Origin of the sequence: Streptosporangium sp. NPDC049376, from assembly GCF_044466505.1 — a bacterium.
GTDB lineage: Bacteria > Actinomycetota > Actinomycetes > Streptosporangiales > Streptosporangiaceae > Streptosporangium.
Genome location: NZ_JBITMT010000017.1, coordinates 1 through 19,862, shown reverse-complemented (window position 1 = coordinate 19,862; position 19,862 = coordinate 1). Strand labels below are relative to the sequence as shown.

The window sequence follows — 19,862 nt, the reverse complement described above, 5'->3', positions numbered from 1 at the left end:
TGTGACGTCGATCGATCGCACCGCCTACCCGACGTTCAAGCGGATGGCGTCGCGTGATCTGTCCGACGCGTTCACCCCGTCGGACGACGAGATCGAGTGGGCGCGGGACAAGTCCTCGACCGACGCGCATCTGCTGGCCCTGATGATGTGGCTCAAAAGCCACCGACGCCTGGCCACCTCGAAGGCGTCCTCCGCGCCGTCGCCGAGCACGGCCCACGCGCCGCGCAGCTCGGCGTGCGACCGGGTACGGCTGCCGTCGAGGCGTTCGCACGCCAGGTCGCCGACGCGGTCACCCCGCCGTGGTCTGCCGCCCCGCCCGCCCAGCGGGCCGCGCCGACGCCCCGGCGCGGCACCCGATTCGCTGAACGGCACATGCTCCTGGCCGCTCGGCTGGCGTTTCCGCCATCTGGTGGTGAACCCGGATTCCCCCGTCCGCGGGCATCGCCCTGGTGGAGGCTTTCGCCCAGACGCTGGTAGCCCCCGCCAGTATCCGCCCCCCGCCGTAGGAGACGACCGGTGAACCCCACCCCAGCTACCCCTCGCCCCAGCGCGGCGCTTTTGACCGCGCTGCCCGACCTGGAGCGGCTGCTGGAGCAGACCCGTACGACGCTGGGCCCGGCGATGAACCAAAGCCGCAAGGCCCGCGACGCCCACGGCTACACCGAGGCGATGCGGACGCTGCTCAAAGGCATGTCCTTCATGGTCGAGGCCACCCGCGCCGGACACGTCGGCGACGCGGCCGCCGTGCACGGGGCGCTGCGTGAGGCCGACGACGTCGCCCAAGCCGCCACGGCGGCTGGGCGGATGGCTCCCGCGCCCTGCTGGGGTATCTGGAGGACGCCGAAATCCCGACGTTCACCCCGATCTTCGTGATGGCCCACATCGACGAGCAACTGGCAGCCGACTGTCTGATCCGGCCGCTCAGCTCCTACGCGGGAGCGGCGGAACGGCACCTCGCGTGACCCCCTGTCCCACCACGGGATCCGGCGCCGTGGGCGCGCCGGGTGCGGACGTGCTCGGCGGCGGCCGGGGAGGCCTGTAACCAAATGCGGCCAACTGCCCAAGGGAAGCGGATGATCCATTTCCTTTGAATCGAGAGGTGCGCATGAGCTTGGGCAGTGGCTTGACGGCCGCGATTCTGACCGTGGCGGTCGGCGTCACGGTTGTCCAGGATCCCGTTCCCCAAGGGGAGAACGTCGTAGGAGAAGGGCGGACGACACAGGAGGCGCGGGGGACGGCACAGCAGACCGGCAGCGTGACCCTGGTGACCGGCGACCGCGTCGTCGTGACCGGCAGGAGTCACCGGGTGGAGCCGGGGCCCGGCAGGAAGGTGCGCTACGCCGTACAGCGCCGCGGCGGCCATCTCTTCGTCCTCCCCTCAGACGCGATGCCGCTGGTGGCCGAGGGAGTGCTGGACGAACGGCTGTTCGACGTCACCCAGCTTCTTGAATGGCGGTACGGCGATGCGGACAGGACCGACATCCCGGTGATCGCGCAGTCGGCCCAGGGACTCGCGCCCGCCCCGCGAGCCGCGCGGCAGACCAGGCAGCTGGCCGATCTCGGCATGACGGCCCTGCGCCTCCCCAAGGCACACGCCGGCGAGACCTGGAAGGACCTGATCGGCGGCCCCCGGGCCCTGGCCGCGGGCAGGACCAGACTCTGGCTCGACGGCCGCCGCTCGTTCAGCCTCGACCGGAGCGTCAAGCAGATCGGCGCCCCGGAGGCGTGGAAGCAGGGCCTGACCGGCAAGGGCGTCACGGTGGCCGTGCTCGACAGCGGCTACGACACCGACCATCCGGACCTGAAGGGCGTGGTCACCCAGGCGCGGAACTTCAGCGACGCCCCCGACATGCGAGACGGTGAGGGCCACGGCACACACGTCGCCTCGATCATCGCGGGGGCCGGCGAGAAGTACCGGGGTGTGGCGCCGGATGCCAAGATCGCCCTCGGAAAGGTGGGGGACGAGAACGGGGTGACCGACTCCGCCCTGCTGGCGGGCATGGAATGGGCCGTCTCCGAGGTCAAGGCCAAGATCATCAACGTGAGCATCGGCGGGCAGGACACACCGGACATCGACGTCCTGGAGGAGGCGGTGAACACGCTGTCGGCCCGGACCGGCGCGCTGTTCGTCATGTCCGCGGGGAACGAAGGCAGGCTCGGCAAGGTGAGCAGCCCGGGCAGTGCTGAGGCGGCTCTGACCGTCGGGGCCGTCGATCGGGCGGACCAGATCGCCGAGTTCTCCAGCCGCGGCCCCCGGGTGGGCGACCACGCGATCAAGCCGGACCTCACCGCCCCCGGCGTCGACATCGTGGCTGCGGCGGCCGAGGGCACCGCCGAGGGCCCCTACGCCGCGCACAGCGGCACCTCAATGGCCGCCCCGCACGTGGCGGGGGCCGCCGCGATCCTCGCCCAGCGCCACCCCGACTGGAACGGCGAACAGCTCAAGGCGGCGCTGACCGGCACCGCCGCGCCCACCGCGGGCGCCACGCCGTATGAGCAGGGCACCGGGCGGGTGGACCTGGTCCGCGCGCTGGCGCAGCCGGTCGTGTCGCCATCGGCCGATCTCTGGGTGGTCTTCCCCTGGCAGGAGTCCGGCAGCCGGAAGACGACCAGGACCCTCACCTACGCCAACTCCGGCGACGTCCCGGTCACCCTGGACCTCACCACGGACGTCGACGTACTGAAGCTGCCGGTCCAGCGGCTTGAGGTGCCCGCCGGAGGAGAGTCCTCGCTCACCCTCACAATCGACGCCGAGGGGAAGGCGCCGGGAGACTACCCCGGAATCATCACGGCCACATCGGGCGGCACCGTCCTGCGCACCCTGGCGGGCGCGTACGTGGAGCCGAAGTCCCACGACGTGACCATCACCGCGACCGGTCTCGACGGCGGCTCCGCCGTCGTCCAGGGGCACATGTACAACCTCAAGACCGGCGCCCAGGAGTATCTGCCCTTCAGGGACGGGGCGGCCAAGGTCCGGCTACCCGAAGGGGAGTGGAATCTCTACGCGGAGGTGGTGACCGAGTCCACGATCGCGATCACGACCGCGCACGTGCCGGTGAAGCTCGACGACGACCGGCGGATCGCACTGGACGCGCGCCAGGGCAAGCAGGTCCGGTTCTCGCTGGACGAGCCGACGGCCGTACCCGACCAGGTCCTGGAGTTCGCCCTGGCCAACGGGTCCTGGAACTTCGCGTGGATCGCCTGGGCCGACCCCAACCGGTCCTTCTTCGTGCTTCCGAGCCGCCAGGCCGGACTGAGCTACAGGACCAGGACCGTATGGCACAGGAAGGACACCGTTCCCAGTCCGTACCGCTACGACCTCGTCGACCATCGCACCGGCGGCATCCCGGACGATCCCTCCTACACCGCGCGCACGAGTGACCTCGTCAAGGTGACCGCGACCTACCGGGCGTCCGGTGTGGCCGCCAAGGGAGAGATCGCCCTGGGCCCCCTCTTCCCCGAGTCCGGCTCATCGATCGTGTATCCGACGCGTGACGTCAACCTGCCCGGCACCATGACCCACTACCGCACCCCCGGGTTCGTCTGGGACTCTCAGTTGCGGTCCGGCACCCTCTCGACGACGGGCACCGACCGGTACCCGGCGGGCGGACCTCACCGCGAGCTGTGGAATCCCGCGGTGACCGGTCCCGCGTTCGCGACCTCCGGCGGCGCCCGGACGGGCGATGAGCTGACCTTCTTCCCCGGCGGTCTGTTCACCGACGGCGTGGCCGGGCGGACCGGCACCGACGCCTCCATCACCGGCGACGTCACCCTGACCCGGGACACCAAGGTGGTCGCCAGGGCCGACCTGGCGGACTGCGCGGTTCGGGTGAGGAACTGCCTGACGGCGAAGCTCCCCCCGGACGCCGCCGTCTACACCCTCACCGCCGCGGCACGCAGGCAGGTGCCGAACGCGACGCTGTCCACCGCGGTGGACGCGGTCTGGACGTTCCACTCGGCCGGTACGGCCACGCCGCGACCGCTGCCCCTGATGGCCGTACGCTACGCGCCGGCCGGCCTCGACGACCTCAACCGGGCCAGGCCGCGGTCGCTGACCCGGTTGCCCGTCTGGGTCGAGAGGAACCCCGGAGCTCCCGGGGCCGAGGTGAGGTCGATCAAGCTGGAGGCGTCCTTCGACGACGGCGCGACCTGGCGTCCGGTTCCCGCGATCCCCTCCCGGGCGGGGTGGACGGCCCTTCTGACGAACCCCGGCACGCCGGGATTCGTCTCACTGCGCGCCACGGTGACAGACTCCGCCGGCGACGGCGTCACGCAGACGATCACCCGCGCCTACGCCGTCGGCTGAGCCCCCTGAAAACGGCGTGCCCGGGACTCGGATGCGGAGTCCCGGGCACGCCGTTCTCTCCCTCCGCGGACGGTCACAGGATGCCGGGCGGACACTTCTCCGGGCCAGGTCTCGTACTCGGCCCCGGCGCCCGGGGCGGTCGCCGAGACGGGCCGTACCCCGTCGGTTCCCCCGGCGCGGACTCACCCGTCCAGGCCCGGCGCTCGGGTCGGTGTCACCAGACGCAAAGTAGAGCGTCCGAGCTGGTCAGAGGGCCCGGGCTGCGGGTGGCCGCCGGAGTGGTTACGGCTGTGGACGACCAGGGTGGGGCAGTGGCCGAATCATGGCGTTCGGACGTCCCAGAGCATTGACCTGGGCGGATGTGATTTGAAAGACCGGACAGAGTTAACGTTCCATCTGGTCATGATCAAGCGTTTCCGCAGGTGGCAGCCTCTACCGCTAATTTCTGTACTCAGGCTCCCCGAAGGCCGATGCCGAAGTGATGATCTGTGTGAATCCGTTCCGCCACCAGGCGGGTCACACGTGCGAAGCGCGCCAATTCCTCTTGAGGGAGCGTCCCGCTCGGGCCTTCGAAGAGGGCCGCGGTGGCCAACCGGAAGGTCAGAGCCCTGACAAGCATCTGGAGCCCATCGCGGCCGGGAAGCACCCTGTCGACGAGTTCAGGCTCCGCACGGTGATAGAGGAGGCCGTCGGCGACGACGATGGCCTCGGCATACCCAGCCGGCCGCCAATACGGCGAGAAGTCGATCACAGCAGGCGGTCGCCCGGACATCAACAGCACATTCCCCGTAAGGTCCCCGTGCACGAGCTGGCTGGGCGCGTCCACGGGACGCTGGAGATCCTGCAACGTCGCCAGCAGCCCGTTGGTGTGAGCCGATGTCACCGAACTGATCTCGCCCCACGCGATGCGGTCGGCTACCGCCCAGGGATGCTGGCGCCGGTCAAGCAGGCCGGGCCGGGGCAGATGACGCAAGGCCCGGTGAAAGGCCCTGCCCGCGGCTATCAGCGTCGCCCACTCGCCGGCCGGCCCCGCTTGGCCGTCCACGAACTCGAAGGCCGCCCACCCGGCTACGACGTAGCTTCCGTCATCTGCACGACAGGGCCGGGGAACTCGAAACTCAGACGTGGAAGTCAGGCCCGCGAACACCTCTGCGCACCATTCGGCCTCCTCCATGGTGTCCACCGGCTTCAAGACCGCGTTCCCGACGCGGAAGCTCTGCCCCTGGCCACCAGCAAGCGGGCGGGGTGCTCCCGCCAGACGGAAGGCTGCGAGCACGCCTGCGGGGGGTTCGGTCGTCGTTCTCAAGGTCATAGCGGGCAGAGTGCCGGATCGCCAACTCGTCGGACACCTGGATTTCGGCATACGCCGTGAGGCGTCCGGTTGATCGGTTGGGCGGAGTGCGGAGGAACTTCGGCAGGCGCAAGGCCGATCGGTCAAGTTCAGCTCGCACCTCCGGTCACAGCAGGTACCCGGGGCGACGCCGGTGGCTACGCGAGGCCGTAGACCCCGTACGTCGAGGCGTCACAAGCTGGTGCGCCGCCTCAGGGTGCCCATGTGCTGTCCGACGTCCAGCCCTTTCCCGGCGGCCCACCCGTCGTCATGACAGGTCGCCAGATGCCGATCGGCCGCGTCGCCGATCAGCGACACCACCGTGCCGGTCTCGCCCCTGGCCCGCATGCGCTCCACCAGTTCCAGCGCCGCCCACAACGCGGTGCCCGAGGAGGCGCCAACCGGCAGCCCGGTCACCTCGCGGATGTGCCGGGCCGCCGCCAGACCGGCCGCGTCGGGCACGGGGACGACCAGGTCCACGAGGTCGGGCCGGAAGCCGGGCTCGACGCGTGGGCGTCCGATGCCCTCGATCCGCGAGGGCATCCCGGTGCCGTAGTCGGGTACGTCGAGGGTCCATCCTGGGAAGTAGGCCGAATTCTCGGGATCCGCCACCGCGACCCGGCAGTCCGCACCGTGGGCCCGGATCCACTGGCCGAGGGCGGCCGAGGTCGCTCCGGTGCTCGCACCCGTCACCACCCAGTCCGGCCGCACCTGTCCGAACAGCTCCTCCGCCAGGTCGTGCGGCGCGGCCCGCCCGAACTGGTCCAGGAAGTGCCCGTCGATCTCCCGGGCGGCCTCGTAGATCGCCGGCGGCGGCGTCACGAATCGGCATTCCCCGCCCAGTTCCTCCACCGCCCGCGCCCGCGCCTGACTGCGCTCGCCCGGCATGACCACGATGTACGGCAGCCCGAGCCGCCGCGCGAACCACGCCTGGGCCACGGCCGCGTTGCCGCCGGTCGCCTCCACCACGGTCACGCCCTCGGTGACCGAACCGTCGAGCACGGCCTGGCGGAACAGCGCCCTGGCGTGCCGGTACCGTAGGCTCCCCGTCGGTTGCGCGGACTCGTCCTTCAGCAGCAGCCTGATCCCGGGCGCCGATATCGGCAAGTCGATCAGCGGGGTGGGTTCACCCACCGCCAGCACATCGAGCGCTCGCGTGTTCCAATTCACCACCCCACCATGTCAGGCGCGGTTCGGAAGACCGCGCCTGTTCGCCACCGGCGAGCGGGTCAGGGGATCCGTGTGCTCCGCCCTGAAATGACTGTCGCGGTTGCCCGTTCGGCCCAGGCGCAGATGAACGTCCGACTCACCACATAGGACACGGTCTTAACGAGGGGTCGATCACGCTACGGCTTGACGAGTGCCGGAGTCGACGCGGCCCCGACCAGGTTCTCTGGTTCCTGGCCGAGGCCGATCGTCGTCGTGGTCAGTCGGTCGCGTTCTTCATGTGTGGGAACCGCGCCACGGCGTCGTCGACCAGGGTGATGCGGTGGTCGCCGACGCGCTGCTGGATGAGGAAGGCCAGCGTTGCTGGGTGGTATGGCCGCCCAGGCGCAAGCAGTCCGGGACGGGATGCTCCAGTTGCCGCGCCGGTGGACCAAGACGACGCGCAGGGCAGGGGTGAACAGGTATCCGCTCGGCCACGCGCACGCCCTGCTGCAGGGACTGCTGGAGACGGCCGTCGACGCCGAGACCAGCGCCGCACCGGCGGGCGAGGATTGGGTGACGGTGCGGCTGGGGGAGCTGTTCCAGTTCACCTTCGATGAAGCCCTGCTCACCGTGCAGGCGCCGGTTCACCGGTAGCCGCATCCGTTCGCCGCCGTTCCTGCGCTCGCCCCGGCCCGGGGACACAGGCAAGCCGTCGGTGCCGCCCGCGGGCAAGTCCCTCGTGCGGTGCCCGCACCGCATCGGCGGCCGCAGGCGACCGGGACCGTCGTGGGCTCAAGCCCGGTCAGGGCTGAGCGTGAGGGCCTGGTCGAGAGCGTGGGTGTGCTCGGGCCCGGCCAGGATGGCCATGGCAGCCTGCTGACGCCGGTGCAGGGCCTTTGCCTGAGCGCGCAGGGCGCGCAACCGGGCGCGCATGCGCAGCCGGCTCCGCCATGGGTGCCAGAGCGCCTGCAGGAGCAGCTGGGTGGTCGCCTCCAGGTAGTCATCGCCAGCAGTGACAAGCGCATCAAGGCTCGCCTCATCCAGGGCGCCGCCGAGGCGAGAGTCGATGAGGCGTAAGACCTCGCCCTGGAACGCCTGTTCCTCACCGCCGCCCGCGAAATCCAGAACTCTGCGGGGCACACCTGCCGACAGCGCGCTCACGACGAGGCCATCGAGTGCTTCGCGCAGCGCGCGTTCGGCGTCCATGCCGTCCTCAAGGAGCACCGACAGCCTGAAGTGGTCTGAGACGAGCAGGCGTTTGCCCGCCACGTACCGACCCCCTCGCCCGTTCCCGGCCCCCCTCGGTGCGATGTCGCGGACGCCGGCCCGTACCGCGGCGACGCGCTGCAGCCGCTGCTGCACTTCGGCGCGCAGATGGCGCCGCTCATGGTTACGCGACAGATACGTGGTCACCGCGGCGCCCACGATGCCGCCGGCAGTGGTGTACACCAGATCGATCAACTCAGCCATCGCCACCACCTTCCGGTGCGCCGGACACGCGGTTTTGCGCGAGTGGTTGTCTCCTGCCGTGCGCGCAGAGATCGGGCGCAAGATCCATTCCCGCATTCTCACTGAAACGCCTCACGGAACGCCAATCCGCGGGGATCTGCGCTCCGGCTCGCCTTCGACGAGGGGCTGCTCACCCTGCAGACGCCGGTCGGCCGGTAGGGGCTCGCGCGCCCGTGCGTAAAGCGCTGCGAAACTCAGGAAAACCCCTCTGCGCGGTCGGCAGCGGGCGTTTGCTGTTGGGGTGGTGTCGTAGGCGCATCTCGACACCGAGAAGGCCGCTTTGCGCCACCTGTTTGTCCGTCGGCCGAAGGGAAGGGCACGTGAGCAAACACGCCATCGCCTACGTTCAGGGACTCCAGCTCGCCGATCCGACCGTCGAACGCGTGTTACTGCTGCTGGCCGAACGCACCAACACCTGGAACCAGGAGCGGCCGGTGATGGGACTGGAGTTGCGCGACGCCGACATCCCGAGGCCTGCCGTCGAGGCGAAGATGAGCGCCCAAGAGTTTCGGCACCTGCCACGCACGATGAAGAACACGGTCCGGATGGACGTGCTCGAACACAGCGACGGCGTATGGGAGATCGTCTACGGCCCCTCCTGCACCGGCCGCGCCCCCACCGCCGCGGCGCAGCCCGCCGATGCGCCAATCGGCGCCATCCAGGCGTTCACCATGCCGGGCTGGGATCACTACAGCACCTGGGGCTACGACGCCAGCCTGGGACACCTGTACGCCCCAACCCTTACCTGGTGCCCGGGCGGGTCGTCTTCCTCGCACCGGGCCGCACTGTCTTGCTCGTACTGGGCTTCACCGACGTTGCCGTGTTCCACATGGCGGCCTTTCCCCAAGGTGTCGAATTCTTCGACGCGACGGCTGCTCCCGTAAACGGTCACCTGTGGCCGGATGGATGGCGCCTGGAGATGACGTCCGATGGCGAGGATTATCTGGTCGCAGACGCGGCTGACGAGCCCGGACCGGTTGACGCGCCAGACGAGAAGGCTTGACCGGGCGACCCTGCCTGTAACCAGCAGATCAAGCTGTGGCCTCCGTCGCCCCGCCCCCACCATCTGCGGACGCGTCCTGCTCGTCGGCGCCGAACAGCTGCAGTTGCTCACCGGGCGGTTCGGTTCCGGTGAGTTTCAGGCATCGGCGGCAGGTGACCGGCCCGCGGTCGGGGTGGGCCGCGCCGGGGTCCCAGCCGCTGACGCCGACCATGCAGGCCGGGCCGGGCATGCGTTCGTCGGCGAACCACTTCGTCATGGCGACCTCGTGCACGATGCCTGACGACCGGACCCGCAGGTTCGAGCCGTCGGCGTAGGCGGCCCGCGCCGCCGCGGCGATCGTCGCCAGGGCGGCGTACAGGTCCGGCTCGTCACTCATCTACAGCCCCACCACCGGATTGTCGGTCCATTGATCGGCATCTTCCAGATACCCCAGCAGGGCGCGGGAGCATCCGCCCAGCCGTCGTGCCGGTCGATGCGCACCAGCAGCGGCCCCGTCGTGCGGCCGTGCTCGGCGAGCGCGGCCAGCAGGGTGCGGGTGGCTCGCACCGGGTAGGTGGCCGGGTTGAACCCGTACGGCACGGCCGTCTCGGTGTACTTCTTGATCTTGCGCCGGTAGACGGTGACCACCAGCCCCTCGGCGGTCTCGGCGACGTCGCCGATGTTCAGCGCGGCCAGTTCCGAGGAGTGGGCGGCGGTGGCGTAGCCGAGCAGCACCAGGGCCGCGCCAGTCGCCCGCCGAGGTGTCTGGCTTCTTCTTCGGCGGGCACGGCGTCGCCTTGGCCCTGCGGTGGCGCCCGGGCGGATCTCACTCGGCTGGCGTGGGAGGTGCCTACCTGTTCGGACCCGGCCGCGTCGATGAACACCGTGACCGGCGGGCCTGCGCTCGGAGGCCGTGATAGACCTGCCGCCCATGGCCATCGCCCGGCCTGGTCCGGTCAGGATGGCGGGGCGGCCAGGATGGCCTTTGCGGCCAGCCGGAGACTCTTGATCATTGGATTCGGGTCGCCCTTGCGGCTGACCAGGACAACCTGGCTGGGGGGAGCACCCTCGATCGGGACGGTGACGAGGTCGGGACGCAGTGAACTGCGCCGATCTCCGACCGGTAGGACGGCGATCGCCCTGCCACCGGCGACGAGTTCGAGCTTGTCCTCGTAGCTCTCGATCGGCGGCACGCCGGCCCCGAGGATCCGGTAGGACGTCCAGTCCGCGGTCTCGAACGCGCACGGCGCCGTCTCTTCGTCGGCCAGTTCTTCCGCGGTCACCGACGCGCGGTCGGCCAAGGGATGGCCGCGGGGGACCACGAGCATCCGGGGCTCCTCGTACAGCGGGGTGGTGAACACGTCGTCGGCGGCGAGCGGCAACGGGGTCCGTGCGATCAGGGCGTCGACGCGCTTGTCGGACAGTGCGCCGACGTCGCGGCAGCTCAGATGCCGGGTGGCGATCTCGGCGTCCGGGTGACGGTGGCGCAGTTCCCGTACGGTGGTGGTGATCACCAGGTCTTCGACGTAACCGATGGTGATCCGTTCGGTCTGGGCTTGTTCACGCACGGCCAGTTCGGCCTGGCGGGCGGCCTGCAGCAGGGCGTGGGCCCGGGGGAGGAATGTCTGGCCGGCCGGAGTGAGCCGGGTGCCCCGGGAGGTGCGGTCCAGCAGTCGTGTGCCGAGATATCTCTCAAGCCGCTGAATCTGGCGGCTCAGCGCCGGCTGGGCTACGTGCAGATCGGCGGCGGCCCGGCCGAAGTGCTGGTGCGCCGCCACCACGGTGAAGTAGCGCACCAGCCGCAGTTCCAGGTCCTGCCCGAGATCGTTCACCGTCACAGGGTACGCGTCATGCTGTTTCGGAATGACCGGTTGCCGAAGGGGTCTTGGACGGCCATGCCGTCCACGGCTTTGACTGAAGGAGCAACGTTTCCCTGAGAAAGCGATAGGCGCGATGAAGGCGATCCAGTTCCACGAGGCGGGCGGGCCGGAAGTTCTGCGGTACGACGAGGTGCCGGTTCCCGAGATCGGCCCGGGCGAGGTGCTCGTCCGGGTGCACGCGGCGGGCATCAACCCGCCGGACTGGTACCTGCGTGAGGGGATGGAGGTCATGCCGGCCGAGATGAGGCCGGTGCTGGAGTTCCCCCTCATCCCCGGAACGGACATGTCGGGCGTGGTTCAGGCGGTCGCTCCGGACGTGTCCGGGTTCGCCGTCGGTGACGAGGTCTTCGGCATGCTGCGGTTCCCGGGATTCGGCGGCCGGACGTACGCCGAGTACGTGGCCGCTCCGGCTTCCGACCTGGCTCACAAGCCGGCCGGTATCGACTACGTTGAGGCGGCCGGTGCGCCGATGGCCCTGCTGACGGCCTGGCAGTACCTGGTCGATCTCGGCCACGACGTGCCGTCTCCCTTCACCGGCCAGGTGCACCAGCCGGTGGCGATCACGCCAGAGATGACCGTGCTGGTCAACGGGGCCGCTGGGGGAGTGGGTCATTTCGCGGTGCAGCTGGCGAAGTGGAAGGGGGCACACGTCGTCGCGGTGGCCTCGGGACGGCACGAGCAGTTCCTGCGCAAGCTCGGCGCCGATGAGTTCGTCGACTACACCACGACGCGGGTCGCGGACGTGGTCAGCGGCGTCGACTTGGTGATCGACACCGTCGGCGGCCCGGACAGTTCACGTTTCCTGACCGTGCTCAAGCGCGGCGGCACCATGCTTCCGGTGTTCTTCGCCCAGTACGATCCGGAAGAGACGGCGCGTCTTGGCATCACCGTCTCGAACATTCAGGTGCGTTCCAACGGCCCCCAGCTCGCCGAGATCGGGCGCCTGTTCAACGAGGGCAAGCTCCAGGTCGGGGTGGACAGCACCTACCCGCTTTCCGAAGCGGGCAGCGCACACACACGAGCCGCGCAGGGCCACATCCAGGGCAAGATCGTGCTGACGGTGTTCTCGTGATCGCCGACCTCCAGCAGGCGGTGGCGCGCTACGCCCAGGCCCTGGACGAGCTGAATGCGGCCGAACTGGAAGCGGTCATGACCGAGGACACCACCTGGACCTTCACGATGCCCGGACAGGGGGTGCTCGGCCCGGTCGCCGGACGCGCGGCGGTGCTCGACTTCATCCGTGACGGGCATACGGCCCAGACCGGAAGGGTGCGGCACCACCTGGGTGACGTCGTGGTCACGACGACGGACGCCGCCACCGCCGAGGTGCGGGCCTATCTGCTGCAGACGAGGAACACCGGCGAGAGCGTCCAGATGATCTCGACCGGGGTCTACACGTTCGGCCTGCGACGATCCGGCGGTAGGCGGCGGATCGCCGAGCTCACCCTGACGCTGGACAACGCCTTATAGGGCGAGGCCAGGTATCGCGCCCGGCGATCATCGAACGCCCGCCGACGGCGCCCGGGTACCGATTCGGGCCGACGACGAACGGCACGGCCCTGGCAGGGAAATGATCAGCCGGTCGATGCGCTGTTGAGCGCCGGCAGGCTCGGCTGCCCCAGACAGATCGACCAGGCGCTCGGGGACAGATCCTTCGACGAGTACCTCACCTCGGCCGTCGAGGACCGGACGGTGCGACGCGCGCAACTGGAGCCGCTCCTGCACGGCGACCGGAAGACGGCTCACTGGGGCTGTCTCCCATCTCAGACGGGTGCCAAGGCGATTCTCCGTTCAGCGATCACGCTTCTAGCGTTGCCATCGCACGGATTTCGGTTGCGAGCAGGAGGGGCTGATCATGAGTGAGGTGACCCGCCGCGGATTCGTGGGCGGAGCGGCAGTCTCGGCGGAACGACGGCGCTGGGCCTCGGCATGCCGTTAAAGGCGTGGGCCCAGCGGCTGGGGCCGGTCCGTATAGCCCCGGATGACCCACGTTATGAGGATCTAGCCGTGCGCCGGACGAACCAGCGGTTCGACACCAGACCGGAGTACTTCCACGTGGTCGACTCGGCCCAGCAGGTGGAGAAGGACGGCGCGTTCGCGATCGAGGCGGGCACGACGTTCATGCAGGTGTACCGGACGCTGCACCTGGGCTGGGGGTGACGATCCCCGGAGGCCGGTGTGGCGGGGTGGCGGCCGGCGGCTACGGCCGGCACTCGCGCCGTCTGGGCTCGGTGGTCGACTATCTGCACGCCGTGGAGGTAGTGGTGGTGGATCGTTCGGGGCGGGCGCGAACGGTGGCCGTCCGACCCCAATCATGACCTGCGGTGGGTGCACGCGGGCGACGGAGGCGGGAACTTCGACGTCGTGGCGCGCTACTGGATGTGCGACCCTAAGGCGAAGGGGAAAGACCCCTGTAAGTCACGGCCCGCGTCGGTGCCGTCACGCCCCGGCTGCTTCGTTCGGCCGGCGGCCGGTCGCGGCCCGAACCGTCAACGTGCGTATCGATGACTGATGTGCCATCTCATGACACCGGTTCCTCGCTGTCAGGCTTGGCGGGCGTGGGAGGCGAGGCGATCGGCGAGCCCGATGACGAGGTCGCGCAGTTCATCGGGGCGCTCGATGACGAACGGCCGGTCGAGTGAAGCGAGTACCGGAGGCAACCAGTCCAGCCGCTCCGCCCGTAGCTCGGCACGTAGCCAGCGCTCGGTCGCCCGATCCTCGCCTGCCCCGGGCTCGTACTCCTCCAGGCGTGCCACGCCGGCGGGAAGGTGGGCGCGGATCTGCTCAACTGTCCCGTGGATCCGCAAGGTCACCGCATACCGGTACTCAGCCGTGGCGAACCCTGACAACACACGTTGTGCAGAACCGGGCCCCACGGGCGCTTCGAACGAGCCGGGCAGGGTCCTCGCGTCCACGATGCGATCGAGCCTGAAGGTTCGGTCCTCACCGATCCGGGCGTCCTTGCCCGTGACGTACCATCGGCCCGAATGGGCGACGATCCCGTACGCGTGCAGCGTGCGTTCGCTGCGCCGTCCGTCGCGATCGGTGTATCGGATCGAGACCGGTCGGCGGTGGCGCACCGCGTCGGCGATGGTCAGCAGGACCCCGGCGTCCGGGGTGTCGAAGTCACCGGGCTGATCCGTGAAGGCGAGAGCCTCCAGGAGCGTGTCGAGCCGGCGGGCGACGTGCGTGGGCAGGACCCGCCGGATCTTGGCCGATGCCGTCTCGCTTGCTGTGCGCTCCGTCGTCGTCAGCCCGGTGCGGAGGCCGGCGACCAAGCCGAGCAGTACGGCCAGCGCCTCGTCGTCGCTGAGCATGAGCGGAGGCAGACGGCACCCGGGGGCGAGCCGGTACCCGCCGTAGCGGCCGCGCACCGACTCCACGGGCACGTCCAGGTCGATCAGCTGGTCCACATACCGCCGCACGGTGCGCCCATCAACGCCGAGCCGGTCGGCGAGTTCGGCCACCGTCCGGGTGCCGCCCGACTGCAACAGCTCCAGGAGTGTCAGCACGCGGCCGGTGGGTCGAGGCATGCTCTCAGCCTAATGCGAATACAGGACCGATTCTGTCCACTATTTCTCCTAGCCTGCGGAGTGCACGACTCCAGCACAGCCAAGGAGATCCCATGGACTTCGTCTCGATCCGCATCATCACCGGCGACGTCGCGCGCCTCGTCGAGTTCTACGAGCGAGCCACCGAGGTGCCGGCGATGTGGGCCACCGAGGACTTCGCCGAACTCAAGACCCCCACCGCCACCCTCGCGATCGCCGGCACCCGCACCGTTCCACTGTTCGCCCTGGGCTCTGCTCGCTCAGCGGACAATCACAGCGTGATCACCGAGTTCCTCGTCGACGACGTGGACCGCGTTCACCAGAACCTGACCGGCTTCGTCACCGACTTCGTCACCGAGCCCACCACGATGCCCTGGGGCAACCGGTCGCTGCTGTTCCGCGATCCCGACGGCAACCTCGTCAACTTCTTCACCCCCGTCACCCCGGCGGCCATCGAAAAGTTCGCACGTTGACGCCACGCATGGCCGCTCGTCCGGGAGCCCTGAGATCCCAATGAACAGCCACCGGCGGGGGGTGCCGAAACACCGCGCCGCCCCCCGAGGGACGTCGGCGGTCGCGTCTACCACGGTGTGGGCACAGACGCCGCCCACGCCCCCAAACGTGACCGGGAAGGCCGGTCGTACGTACACGACCACGAGCGGCCGCACGCCGCCTTGAGCGGGGAACCGCCGATCAACCGGACATTCGGCAGCCACTACCGTGTCACGCTCAAGCAGCCGCCGGGGCCGCTCGACACCTTCCCCCAGCGGCTGACCACAGAGGACGTCGTGGAACCAACGTCCTGAGTCTGGACCGGCAACAACCGTGTCCAGTGGCACGGGGACGGAAGGTGGCAGCCCGAGGGCGGGACCAACCCGTGGACCAGCTTCACCTTCCCGAACCACCCGGGCGGGGCCAGCGTCCAAAGGATCAGGATCATGTGAACTTCCGGCGATGATCAGGGGCGGCGATCCTGCCCGATCGCCGGATCGCCCAGGCGGGGTGCCGTCAACCAATGCGTCACTAGCCGCCGAGTAGGCGCTGATCTGGGGAAACAATGTCCCGCTTCCAACTCGGCTCGCACCGTTGGCCGTTCGGCGGTGGGGCGGCCCGTGGCGAGTTCGGGCACGTACTTGTAGATCGTGGAGCGGTTGACGTTCAGCAGCCGGGCGATCGAGGAGACGGTGGCGTCGGGCTGGGTGAGCAAGGCGCGGGCGTTCCGGACCTGCTCGGGGTCATCGCGGGCGGGCGGCCGAGTCGGACGCCGCGAGCCTTGGCGGCGGCCAGACCCTCATGGGTGCCTTCCACGATGAGCTCGCGGATGACTTCGGCGAGCGCGGCGAAGACGTGGAAGACGAGGCGGCCGCCGGGGGTGGTGGCGTTGAGGGCTTCCTTCAGGGACTGGAAGGCGGCGCGGCTCGGTGACAATCGTGATGAGGTCGGCCAGGGAGCGGGCGAACCGGTCGAGTGAGGGAACGACCAGGGTGTCGCCGGACCGCAGGTGGTCCAGGGCCTTGGTGAGCTCTTCGCGGTCGGTGTTTCTTGCCGCTCAGCTTGTCGGCGAAGATGCGGATGCATCTGGCGGCTTCGAGCGCGTGGGTCTGCCGGTCCAGCCGTTGAGCACAGGTAGAGACCCGGGCATAGCCGACAAGCGCTTTGGAGAGGACCGCGGTTTCGGAGCCAAGGAAGTCGGCGGCGGCTTGGCGGGCTGCGGCAGGAGCCGAGCCGGCGATCGCGGATGTATGGGCGTCATGTTGCCACGCCGCTTGACCCTGACGCAGGGTCAAGCTTTCAGCATGGTGGCATGACCACGGAAACCAAGGCGATCGAGGTCGCCGAGCTGTACGACGAGCACAACAATGATGGAGGGCGGGCGGAGAGAGGCGACAGGACGATCCGGCGCTTCACGATCCACCACGACGGCGTCACAATCCCGGTGTCTCGCGGCGGTCAGGGACGACCGCTGGTTCTGTGCCCTGGCCTAAGCTCGACCCAGGCCCACCTGCGCGAGCTGATCGAGCTGCTGAGACGCGATCACGACGTGGTGACCTTCGACCTGCGGGGGCATGGCCTCGCCTCGGCCGCCGACCGGTACTCCTTCGAGGACTTCCTCAATGATCTCGTCGCGGTGATGGCGGAGCTGGGAAACCTCGGCCTCCCAACAGCGCCCGTACTGGTGGGCTACTCGCTGGGCGCCGACCTGGCCGTGCACTATGCCTCCGAGCACCCTGACACCGTCGCCAAGCTTGTTCTCATCGACGGGGCGAACCCGGTGCCCGAACCGTTCATCACCGAGGCAGCCCGGCCGGCGTTCCGCGCCATGTGGGAGGACCTGGCGACTCAGCAGGAGGTCGAGCGGGGCACCGCGCGTCAGGTGCTGCTCAGCGCCCAGGAGATCCTCGACCTGAACATCGAGATCGACGTGATCCGGTCCGAGATCCTCGACCGGTACAGGAACATCGACCGGCCCATCAGCATGATCATGTCGACCTCGATGGCCGGCGACAGCGGCGAAGGGCCTGCGCCGCGGTTCAACCAGAACTGGCGTGCCGGCGTCGAGCGGCTTGTCCGCGAGTATCCGCACATTGCCACCAGCTGGCTCGACACCGATCACCAGCTGGTCTTCACCCATGCCCCGTACATCGCGCAGATCATTCTTGATGCATCAGTCTCATCCGGTCGGGCGATCTCTTGAGCGGTTCCTGGAGACTGGTCTGATGGTGACCATCGGCGAGCTGGCGTCGTACGCGGGGGTGACGGTGCGTGCGGTGCGGCACTACCACGCCAAGGGGCTGCTGCCGGAGCCTGAACGGGATAACTCCGGTTACCGCAGATACGACGCCGGCGCCGTGATCGAACTGATCAGGATCCGGACCCTCGCCGAGGCCGGGGTTCCGCTGGCGCGGGTGCGGGAGCTGCTACGGGCCGGGCAGGAGGAGTTCGCCGCGGCGGTCGCGGACATCGACAGGCGGCTGCAGGCGGAGATCCGGGAGAGGCAGCGGCACCGAGAGCGAATCTCCCGGCTCGCCTCCGGGGACAGCCTGGTCCTGCCCCCGGAAGTGGTCGAGTATCTCGACCGGATGCGGGCGCTCGGGGTCGACGAGCGGATCGTTCAGGCCGAGCGTGATGGCTGGATCCCGCTGGCCGCGCACTCACCCGAGCGAGTCCCGGAGTGGATGGCACGCAAGCGGAGGCAGCTCGACGATCCGCGGCTGGTCGACTTCTATCTCATCCTGGGCCAGGCTCTTGACCGGGCCGACGACGATCCGCGGCTGATCGAGCTGGCCGACAAGCTGGCCGCCTATCTCACGCGTATGGCCGACGAGCGGGGCGAGGACTATGTCGACGACATCGATATCGAGCTGCCGCTCGTCAAGCTGATGGACACGCTGGCGTTCGCCACTGTGCCGCCGGCGCGCCGACTGATCGAACTGCTGAAGCAGCGAGGCTGGACGGGCTGGACCAAGCTGGAGCGCGTGACCTCCACGCCGGGCACGACTCCCTAGTAGCGCCAATACGCACAGGAAGACGCCACAGCGCGGCGGTCCGAGAGCTATCGGTGATGGCGGGCGGGGTACTGCTGGGCGGCTTGGTCCAATCGCAACAGCAACCCAGCGACGGACTGCCCCTCCTCCGCTAATCTGACTTTAGGCCTAAACTTGAGGAGGATGGCATGACACGTGTGATCGTGGTCACCGGCGGGGGCACCGGCATCGGCAAGGCGATCGCGGCGCGCTTCGCGGCGGACGGAGACCAGGTGCTGATCACCGGCCGCCGCGCCGGCGTACTGGAGAAGACCGCGGAGGAGATCGGCGGCACAGCGCTGGCGGCCGACCTGAGCGATCCGGCCGAGGTCGCACGGGTGCGCGCCGCCCTGGCCGAGCGCTTCGGCGTGATCGACGTGCTGGTCAACAACGCGGGCGGCAACATCGAACGGCACGGCGGGTCCGGCGGAGTCGCGGAACGGTGGACGAGCAACTTCCGGGCCAACGTGCTGACGGCGGTGCTGCCGACCGAGGCGTTCCGCGATCTGCTGAACCCGTCGGGCCGGATCGTGTTCATCACCTCGATCGCGGCCTTCCGAGGCTCGGGTGGCACCTCCTACGGCCCGATGAAGGCGGCCCTGCACCCGTATGTATTCGACCTCGCCGCCGCCCTGGGGCCGCGCGGCATCACGGTGAACGCGGTCGCCCCGGGACTGGTCGAGGACACCGAGTTCTTCGGCGACACCCTGAGCGAGGAACGCCGCGCGGCGCTCGTCACGCAGACCCACACCGGCAGGGCCGGGACACCGGGGGACATCGCCGAGACCGTGCACTGGCTCGCCTCGTCCGGCAGCGGGCACGTCACCGCGCAGATCATCCAGGTGAACGGCGGCGCCGAGCGTGGCCGCTGAGCCGCCACGCGACGGCGCCGATGCCATCCAGGACGCCTGGCGGCGCGAACTGCCGGGTGTTCCGGTGGAGTCGATCGGGATCGTCACCCGCGTCTGGTGGGCCGCCAAGGTTTTCGGCGACCAGCGCCGCCGCACCCTCGCGGCGCTGGGGGTGGACGTCGCGACGCTGGACCTGCTGTCCACGTTGCGGCGCTCCGGCCCGCCGTACCGGATGAGCCCGGGGGAACTGGCCGGGGCGTGCATGGTGACGCGCGGCGCGATCACCCAGCGTGTGGAGCGGGCGGTCAGGGCCGGGCTGGTCGAACGGACCGCTGTGGGGTCGGGCTACCACGCGCGCGCGGTCACCCTCACCGAGGCGGGCGGCGCCCTGCTCGACCGCGTCGTCGCCGATCTGCTTCTCACCGAGGACCGTCTCGTCGGCCATCTCGCCCCCGAACGCCGTGAGCTCCTCGCCGACCTGCTGCGTGAACTGCTCTCCGGACTCGACGGCCCGGATCCGACCGGACAGGTCGGAGACTGAACTCCAGACTTTTTGGGCTGGTGACACTCTCGTTGAGACCGTGCTGCCGCTGCCCTACGGCTCACACGGCTCAGGACTCCCGAAGCTGCGGTGAGCCGCAAAGTAGACGGGCTGATCCAGCTCAGCACGGGTTTCCGTACCGCTCGTCAGAGCCGCCTGTACGATGCGGATCGCCTCGCCCGCGTCGAGGCCGACGCTGGCGATCACGGCCGCGTACTCGGCGGCGGCCCGGCGGGCCC

General features: G+C 69.5%; 22 protein-coding genes and 2 pseudogenes. 13 read left to right on the top strand and 11 right to left on the bottom strand.

Going from position 1 to position 19,862, the window contains the following annotated elements; translation table 11 throughout:
* Positions 1-24 precede the first annotated feature (24 nt).
* Entirely contained in the window at positions 25-372 is a 348-nt protein-coding gene (locus tag ACIBVQ_RS31475; RefSeq protein WP_399181878.1) for a hypothetical protein, read from the bottom strand.
* Positions 373-516: 144 nt separating this feature from the next.
* Here ACIBVQ_RS31475 and ACIBVQ_RS31470 point away from each other — a divergent pair, with 144 nt between their 5' ends.
* Positions 517-873 carry a hypothetical protein gene (locus ACIBVQ_RS31470; protein WP_399181876.1) on the top strand — a complete coding sequence of 119 codons (357 nt, stop codon included), beginning with the start codon at positions 517-519 and terminating at the stop codon, positions 871-873.
* Positions 874-1,105: 232 nt separating this feature from the next.
* Positions 1,106-4,306: a S8 family serine peptidase gene (locus tag ACIBVQ_RS31465; protein WP_399181874.1), complete on the top strand. Its 3,201-nt coding sequence runs from the start codon at positions 1,106-1,108 to the stop codon at positions 4,304-4,306.
* A gap of 451 nt (positions 4,307-4,757) precedes the next feature.
* Here the strand turns inward: ACIBVQ_RS31465 and ACIBVQ_RS31460 are convergent, their stop codons facing one another.
* Complete coding sequence (locus tag ACIBVQ_RS31460; protein ID WP_399181872.1) at positions 4,758-5,618, bottom strand: TIGR02569 family protein; 861 nt, start codon at positions 5,616-5,618, stop codon at positions 4,758-4,760.
* 210 nt (positions 5,619-5,828) lie between these two features.
* Positions 5,829-6,770, bottom strand: coding sequence for a PLP-dependent cysteine synthase family protein (locus ACIBVQ_RS31455; protein WP_399181870.1), 942 nt, complete (start codon positions 6,768-6,770; stop codon positions 5,829-5,831).
* 393 nt (positions 6,771-7,163) lie between these two features.
* Between ACIBVQ_RS31455 and ACIBVQ_RS31450 the strand changes: the two genes are divergently transcribed.
* Entirely contained in the window at positions 7,164-7,439 is a 276-nt protein-coding gene (locus tag ACIBVQ_RS31450; protein WP_399181868.1) for a hypothetical protein, read from the top strand.
* A gap of 138 nt (positions 7,440-7,577) precedes the next feature.
* Here the strand turns inward: ACIBVQ_RS31450 and ACIBVQ_RS31445 are convergent, their stop codons facing one another.
* The gene (locus ACIBVQ_RS31445) at positions 7,578-8,255 is read right to left on the bottom strand and encodes a hypothetical protein (RefSeq protein WP_399181866.1); all 678 of its coding nucleotides are present in this window, start codon (positions 8,253-8,255) and stop codon (positions 7,578-7,580) included.
* A gap of 359 nt (positions 8,256-8,614) precedes the next feature.
* Between ACIBVQ_RS31445 and ACIBVQ_RS31440 the strand changes: the two genes are divergently transcribed.
* The gene (locus ACIBVQ_RS31440; protein WP_399181864.1) at positions 8,615-9,178 is read left to right on the top strand and encodes a hypothetical protein; all 564 of its coding nucleotides are present in this window, start codon (positions 8,615-8,617) and stop codon (positions 9,176-9,178) included.
* A gap of 147 nt (positions 9,179-9,325) precedes the next feature.
* Here ACIBVQ_RS31440 and ACIBVQ_RS31435 read toward each other — a convergent pair whose 3' ends face one another.
* The 3 genes from ACIBVQ_RS31435 to ACIBVQ_RS31425 form a co-directional block, all read right to left on the bottom strand.
* Positions 9,326-9,673, bottom strand: a complete 348-nt coding sequence (locus ACIBVQ_RS31435; protein ID WP_399181862.1) for a hypothetical protein — start codon at positions 9,671-9,673, stop codon at positions 9,326-9,328.
* A complete protein-coding gene (locus ACIBVQ_RS31430) occupies positions 9,670-10,011 on the bottom strand; it encodes a hypothetical protein (RefSeq protein WP_399181860.1) in 342 nt (113 codons plus the stop codon). Before ACIBVQ_RS31430 ends, ACIBVQ_RS31435 begins: the two co-directional genes overlap by 4 nt.
* A gap of 221 nt (positions 10,012-10,232) precedes the next feature.
* The gene (locus ACIBVQ_RS31425; protein ID WP_399181858.1) at positions 10,233-11,108 is read right to left on the bottom strand and encodes a LysR family transcriptional regulator; all 876 of its coding nucleotides are present in this window, start codon (positions 11,106-11,108) and stop codon (positions 10,233-10,235) included.
* Between the two features lie 121 nt (positions 11,109-11,229).
* Here ACIBVQ_RS31425 and ACIBVQ_RS31420 point away from each other — a divergent pair, with 121 nt between their 5' ends.
* The 3 genes from ACIBVQ_RS31420 to ACIBVQ_RS31410 all read left to right on the top strand — a co-directional run bounded on the left by ACIBVQ_RS31420 (position 11,230) and on the right by ACIBVQ_RS31410 (position 13,316).
* The gene (locus ACIBVQ_RS31420) at positions 11,230-12,228 is read left to right on the top strand and encodes an NADP-dependent oxidoreductase (RefSeq protein WP_399181856.1); all 999 of its coding nucleotides are present in this window, start codon (positions 11,230-11,232) and stop codon (positions 12,226-12,228) included.
* Complete coding sequence (locus ACIBVQ_RS31415; protein WP_399181854.1) at positions 12,225-12,626, top strand: nuclear transport factor 2 family protein; 402 nt, start codon at positions 12,225-12,227, stop codon at positions 12,624-12,626. Before ACIBVQ_RS31420 ends, ACIBVQ_RS31415 begins: the two co-directional genes overlap by 4 nt.
* A gap of 537 nt (positions 12,627-13,163) precedes the next feature.
* Entirely contained in the window at positions 13,164-13,316 is a 153-nt protein-coding gene (locus ACIBVQ_RS31410; RefSeq protein ID WP_399181853.1) for a hypothetical protein, read from the top strand.
* Positions 13,317-13,699: 383 nt separating this feature from the next.
* Here the strand turns inward: ACIBVQ_RS31410 and ACIBVQ_RS31405 are convergent, their stop codons facing one another.
* Positions 13,700-14,689 (bottom strand): helix-turn-helix transcriptional regulator, encoded by a 990-nt coding sequence (locus tag ACIBVQ_RS31405; protein WP_399181851.1) that lies wholly within the window; start codon positions 14,687-14,689, stop codon positions 13,700-13,702.
* Positions 14,690-14,781: 92 nt separating this feature from the next.
* Here ACIBVQ_RS31405 and ACIBVQ_RS31400 point away from each other — a divergent pair, with 92 nt between their 5' ends.
* Positions 14,782-15,180 carry a VOC family protein gene (locus ACIBVQ_RS31400; RefSeq protein ID WP_399181849.1) on the top strand — a complete coding sequence of 133 codons (399 nt, stop codon included), beginning with the start codon at positions 14,782-14,784 and terminating at the stop codon, positions 15,178-15,180.
* Positions 15,181-15,297: 117 nt separating this feature from the next.
* Entirely contained in the window at positions 15,298-15,513 is a 216-nt protein-coding gene (locus tag ACIBVQ_RS31395; protein WP_399181847.1) for a hypothetical protein, read from the top strand.
* Between the two features lie 152 nt (positions 15,514-15,665).
* Here ACIBVQ_RS31395 and ACIBVQ_RS31390 read toward each other — a convergent pair whose 3' ends face one another.
* Both ACIBVQ_RS31390 and ACIBVQ_RS31385 read right to left on the bottom strand, forming a co-directional pair.
* On the bottom strand, positions 15,666-15,914 hold the full coding sequence (locus ACIBVQ_RS31390; RefSeq protein ID WP_399181845.1) for a hypothetical protein: 249 nt from the start codon (positions 15,912-15,914) through the stop codon (positions 15,666-15,668).
* A pseudogene (locus ACIBVQ_RS31385) lies at positions 15,866-16,494 on the bottom strand (recombinase family protein). Before ACIBVQ_RS31385 ends, ACIBVQ_RS31390 begins: the two are co-directional and overlap by 49 nt.
* A gap of 17 nt (positions 16,495-16,511) precedes the next feature.
* Between ACIBVQ_RS31385 and ACIBVQ_RS31380 the strand changes: the two are divergent.
* From ACIBVQ_RS31380 to ACIBVQ_RS31365, 4 genes are all read left to right on the top strand, one after another.
* Positions 16,512-17,402, top strand: coding sequence for an alpha/beta fold hydrolase (locus tag ACIBVQ_RS31380; RefSeq protein WP_399181843.1), 891 nt, complete (start codon positions 16,512-16,514; stop codon positions 17,400-17,402).
* A 22-nt stretch (positions 17,403-17,424) separates the two neighbouring features.
* The gene (locus tag ACIBVQ_RS31375; RefSeq protein WP_399181841.1) at positions 17,425-18,213 is read left to right on the top strand and encodes a MerR family transcriptional regulator; all 789 of its coding nucleotides are present in this window, start codon (positions 17,425-17,427) and stop codon (positions 18,211-18,213) included.
* A gap of 167 nt (positions 18,214-18,380) precedes the next feature.
* Entirely contained in the window at positions 18,381-19,103 is a 723-nt protein-coding gene (locus ACIBVQ_RS31370) for an SDR family NAD(P)-dependent oxidoreductase (protein WP_399181839.1), read from the top strand.
* The gene (locus ACIBVQ_RS31365; protein ID WP_399181837.1) at positions 19,093-19,623 is read left to right on the top strand and encodes a MarR family winged helix-turn-helix transcriptional regulator; all 531 of its coding nucleotides are present in this window, start codon (positions 19,093-19,095) and stop codon (positions 19,621-19,623) included. Before ACIBVQ_RS31370 ends, ACIBVQ_RS31365 begins: the two co-directional genes overlap by 11 nt.
* 54 nt (positions 19,624-19,677) lie before the next feature.
* Here ACIBVQ_RS31365 and ACIBVQ_RS31360 read toward each other — a convergent pair.
* Positions 19,678-19,862: pseudogene (locus ACIBVQ_RS31360) on the bottom strand (hypothetical protein); the annotation flags it as partial.

Bases quoted from the DNA above. Each gene is read 5' to 3' on its own strand.
- ACIBVQ_RS31400 (WP_399181849.1), top strand. From the start codon at position 14,782: ATGGACTTCGTCTCGATCCGCATCATCACCGGCGACGTCGCGCGCCTC.
- ACIBVQ_RS31465 (WP_399181874.1), top strand. From the start codon at position 1,106: ATGAGCTTGGGCAGTGGCTTGACGGCCGCGATTCTGACCGTGGCGGTC.
- ACIBVQ_RS31420 (WP_399181856.1), top strand. From the start codon at position 11,230: ATGAAGGCGATCCAGTTCCACGAGGCGGGCGGGCCGGAAGTTCTGCGG.
- ACIBVQ_RS31370 (WP_399181839.1), top strand. From the start codon at position 18,381: ATGACACGTGTGATCGTGGTCACCGGCGGGGGCACCGGCATCGGCAAG.
- ACIBVQ_RS31460 (WP_399181872.1), bottom strand. From the start codon at position 5,618: ATGACCTTGAGAACGACGACCGAACCCCCCGCAGGCGTGCTCGCAGCC.
- ACIBVQ_RS31375 (WP_399181841.1), top strand. From the start codon at position 17,425: ATGGTGACCATCGGCGAGCTGGCGTCGTACGCGGGGGTGACGGTGCGT.
- ACIBVQ_RS31380 (WP_399181843.1), top strand. From the start codon at position 16,512: ATGACCACGGAAACCAAGGCGATCGAGGTCGCCGAGCTGTACGACGAG.
- ACIBVQ_RS31435 (WP_399181862.1), bottom strand. From the start codon at position 9,673: ATGAGTGACGAGCCGGACCTGTACGCCGCCCTGGCGACGATCGCCGCG.
- ACIBVQ_RS31405 (WP_399181851.1), bottom strand. From the start codon at position 14,689: ATGCCTCGACCCACCGGCCGCGTGCTGACACTCCTGGAGCTGTTGCAG.
- ACIBVQ_RS31445 (WP_399181866.1), bottom strand. From the start codon at position 8,255: ATGGCTGAGTTGATCGATCTGGTGTACACCACTGCCGGCGGCATCGTG.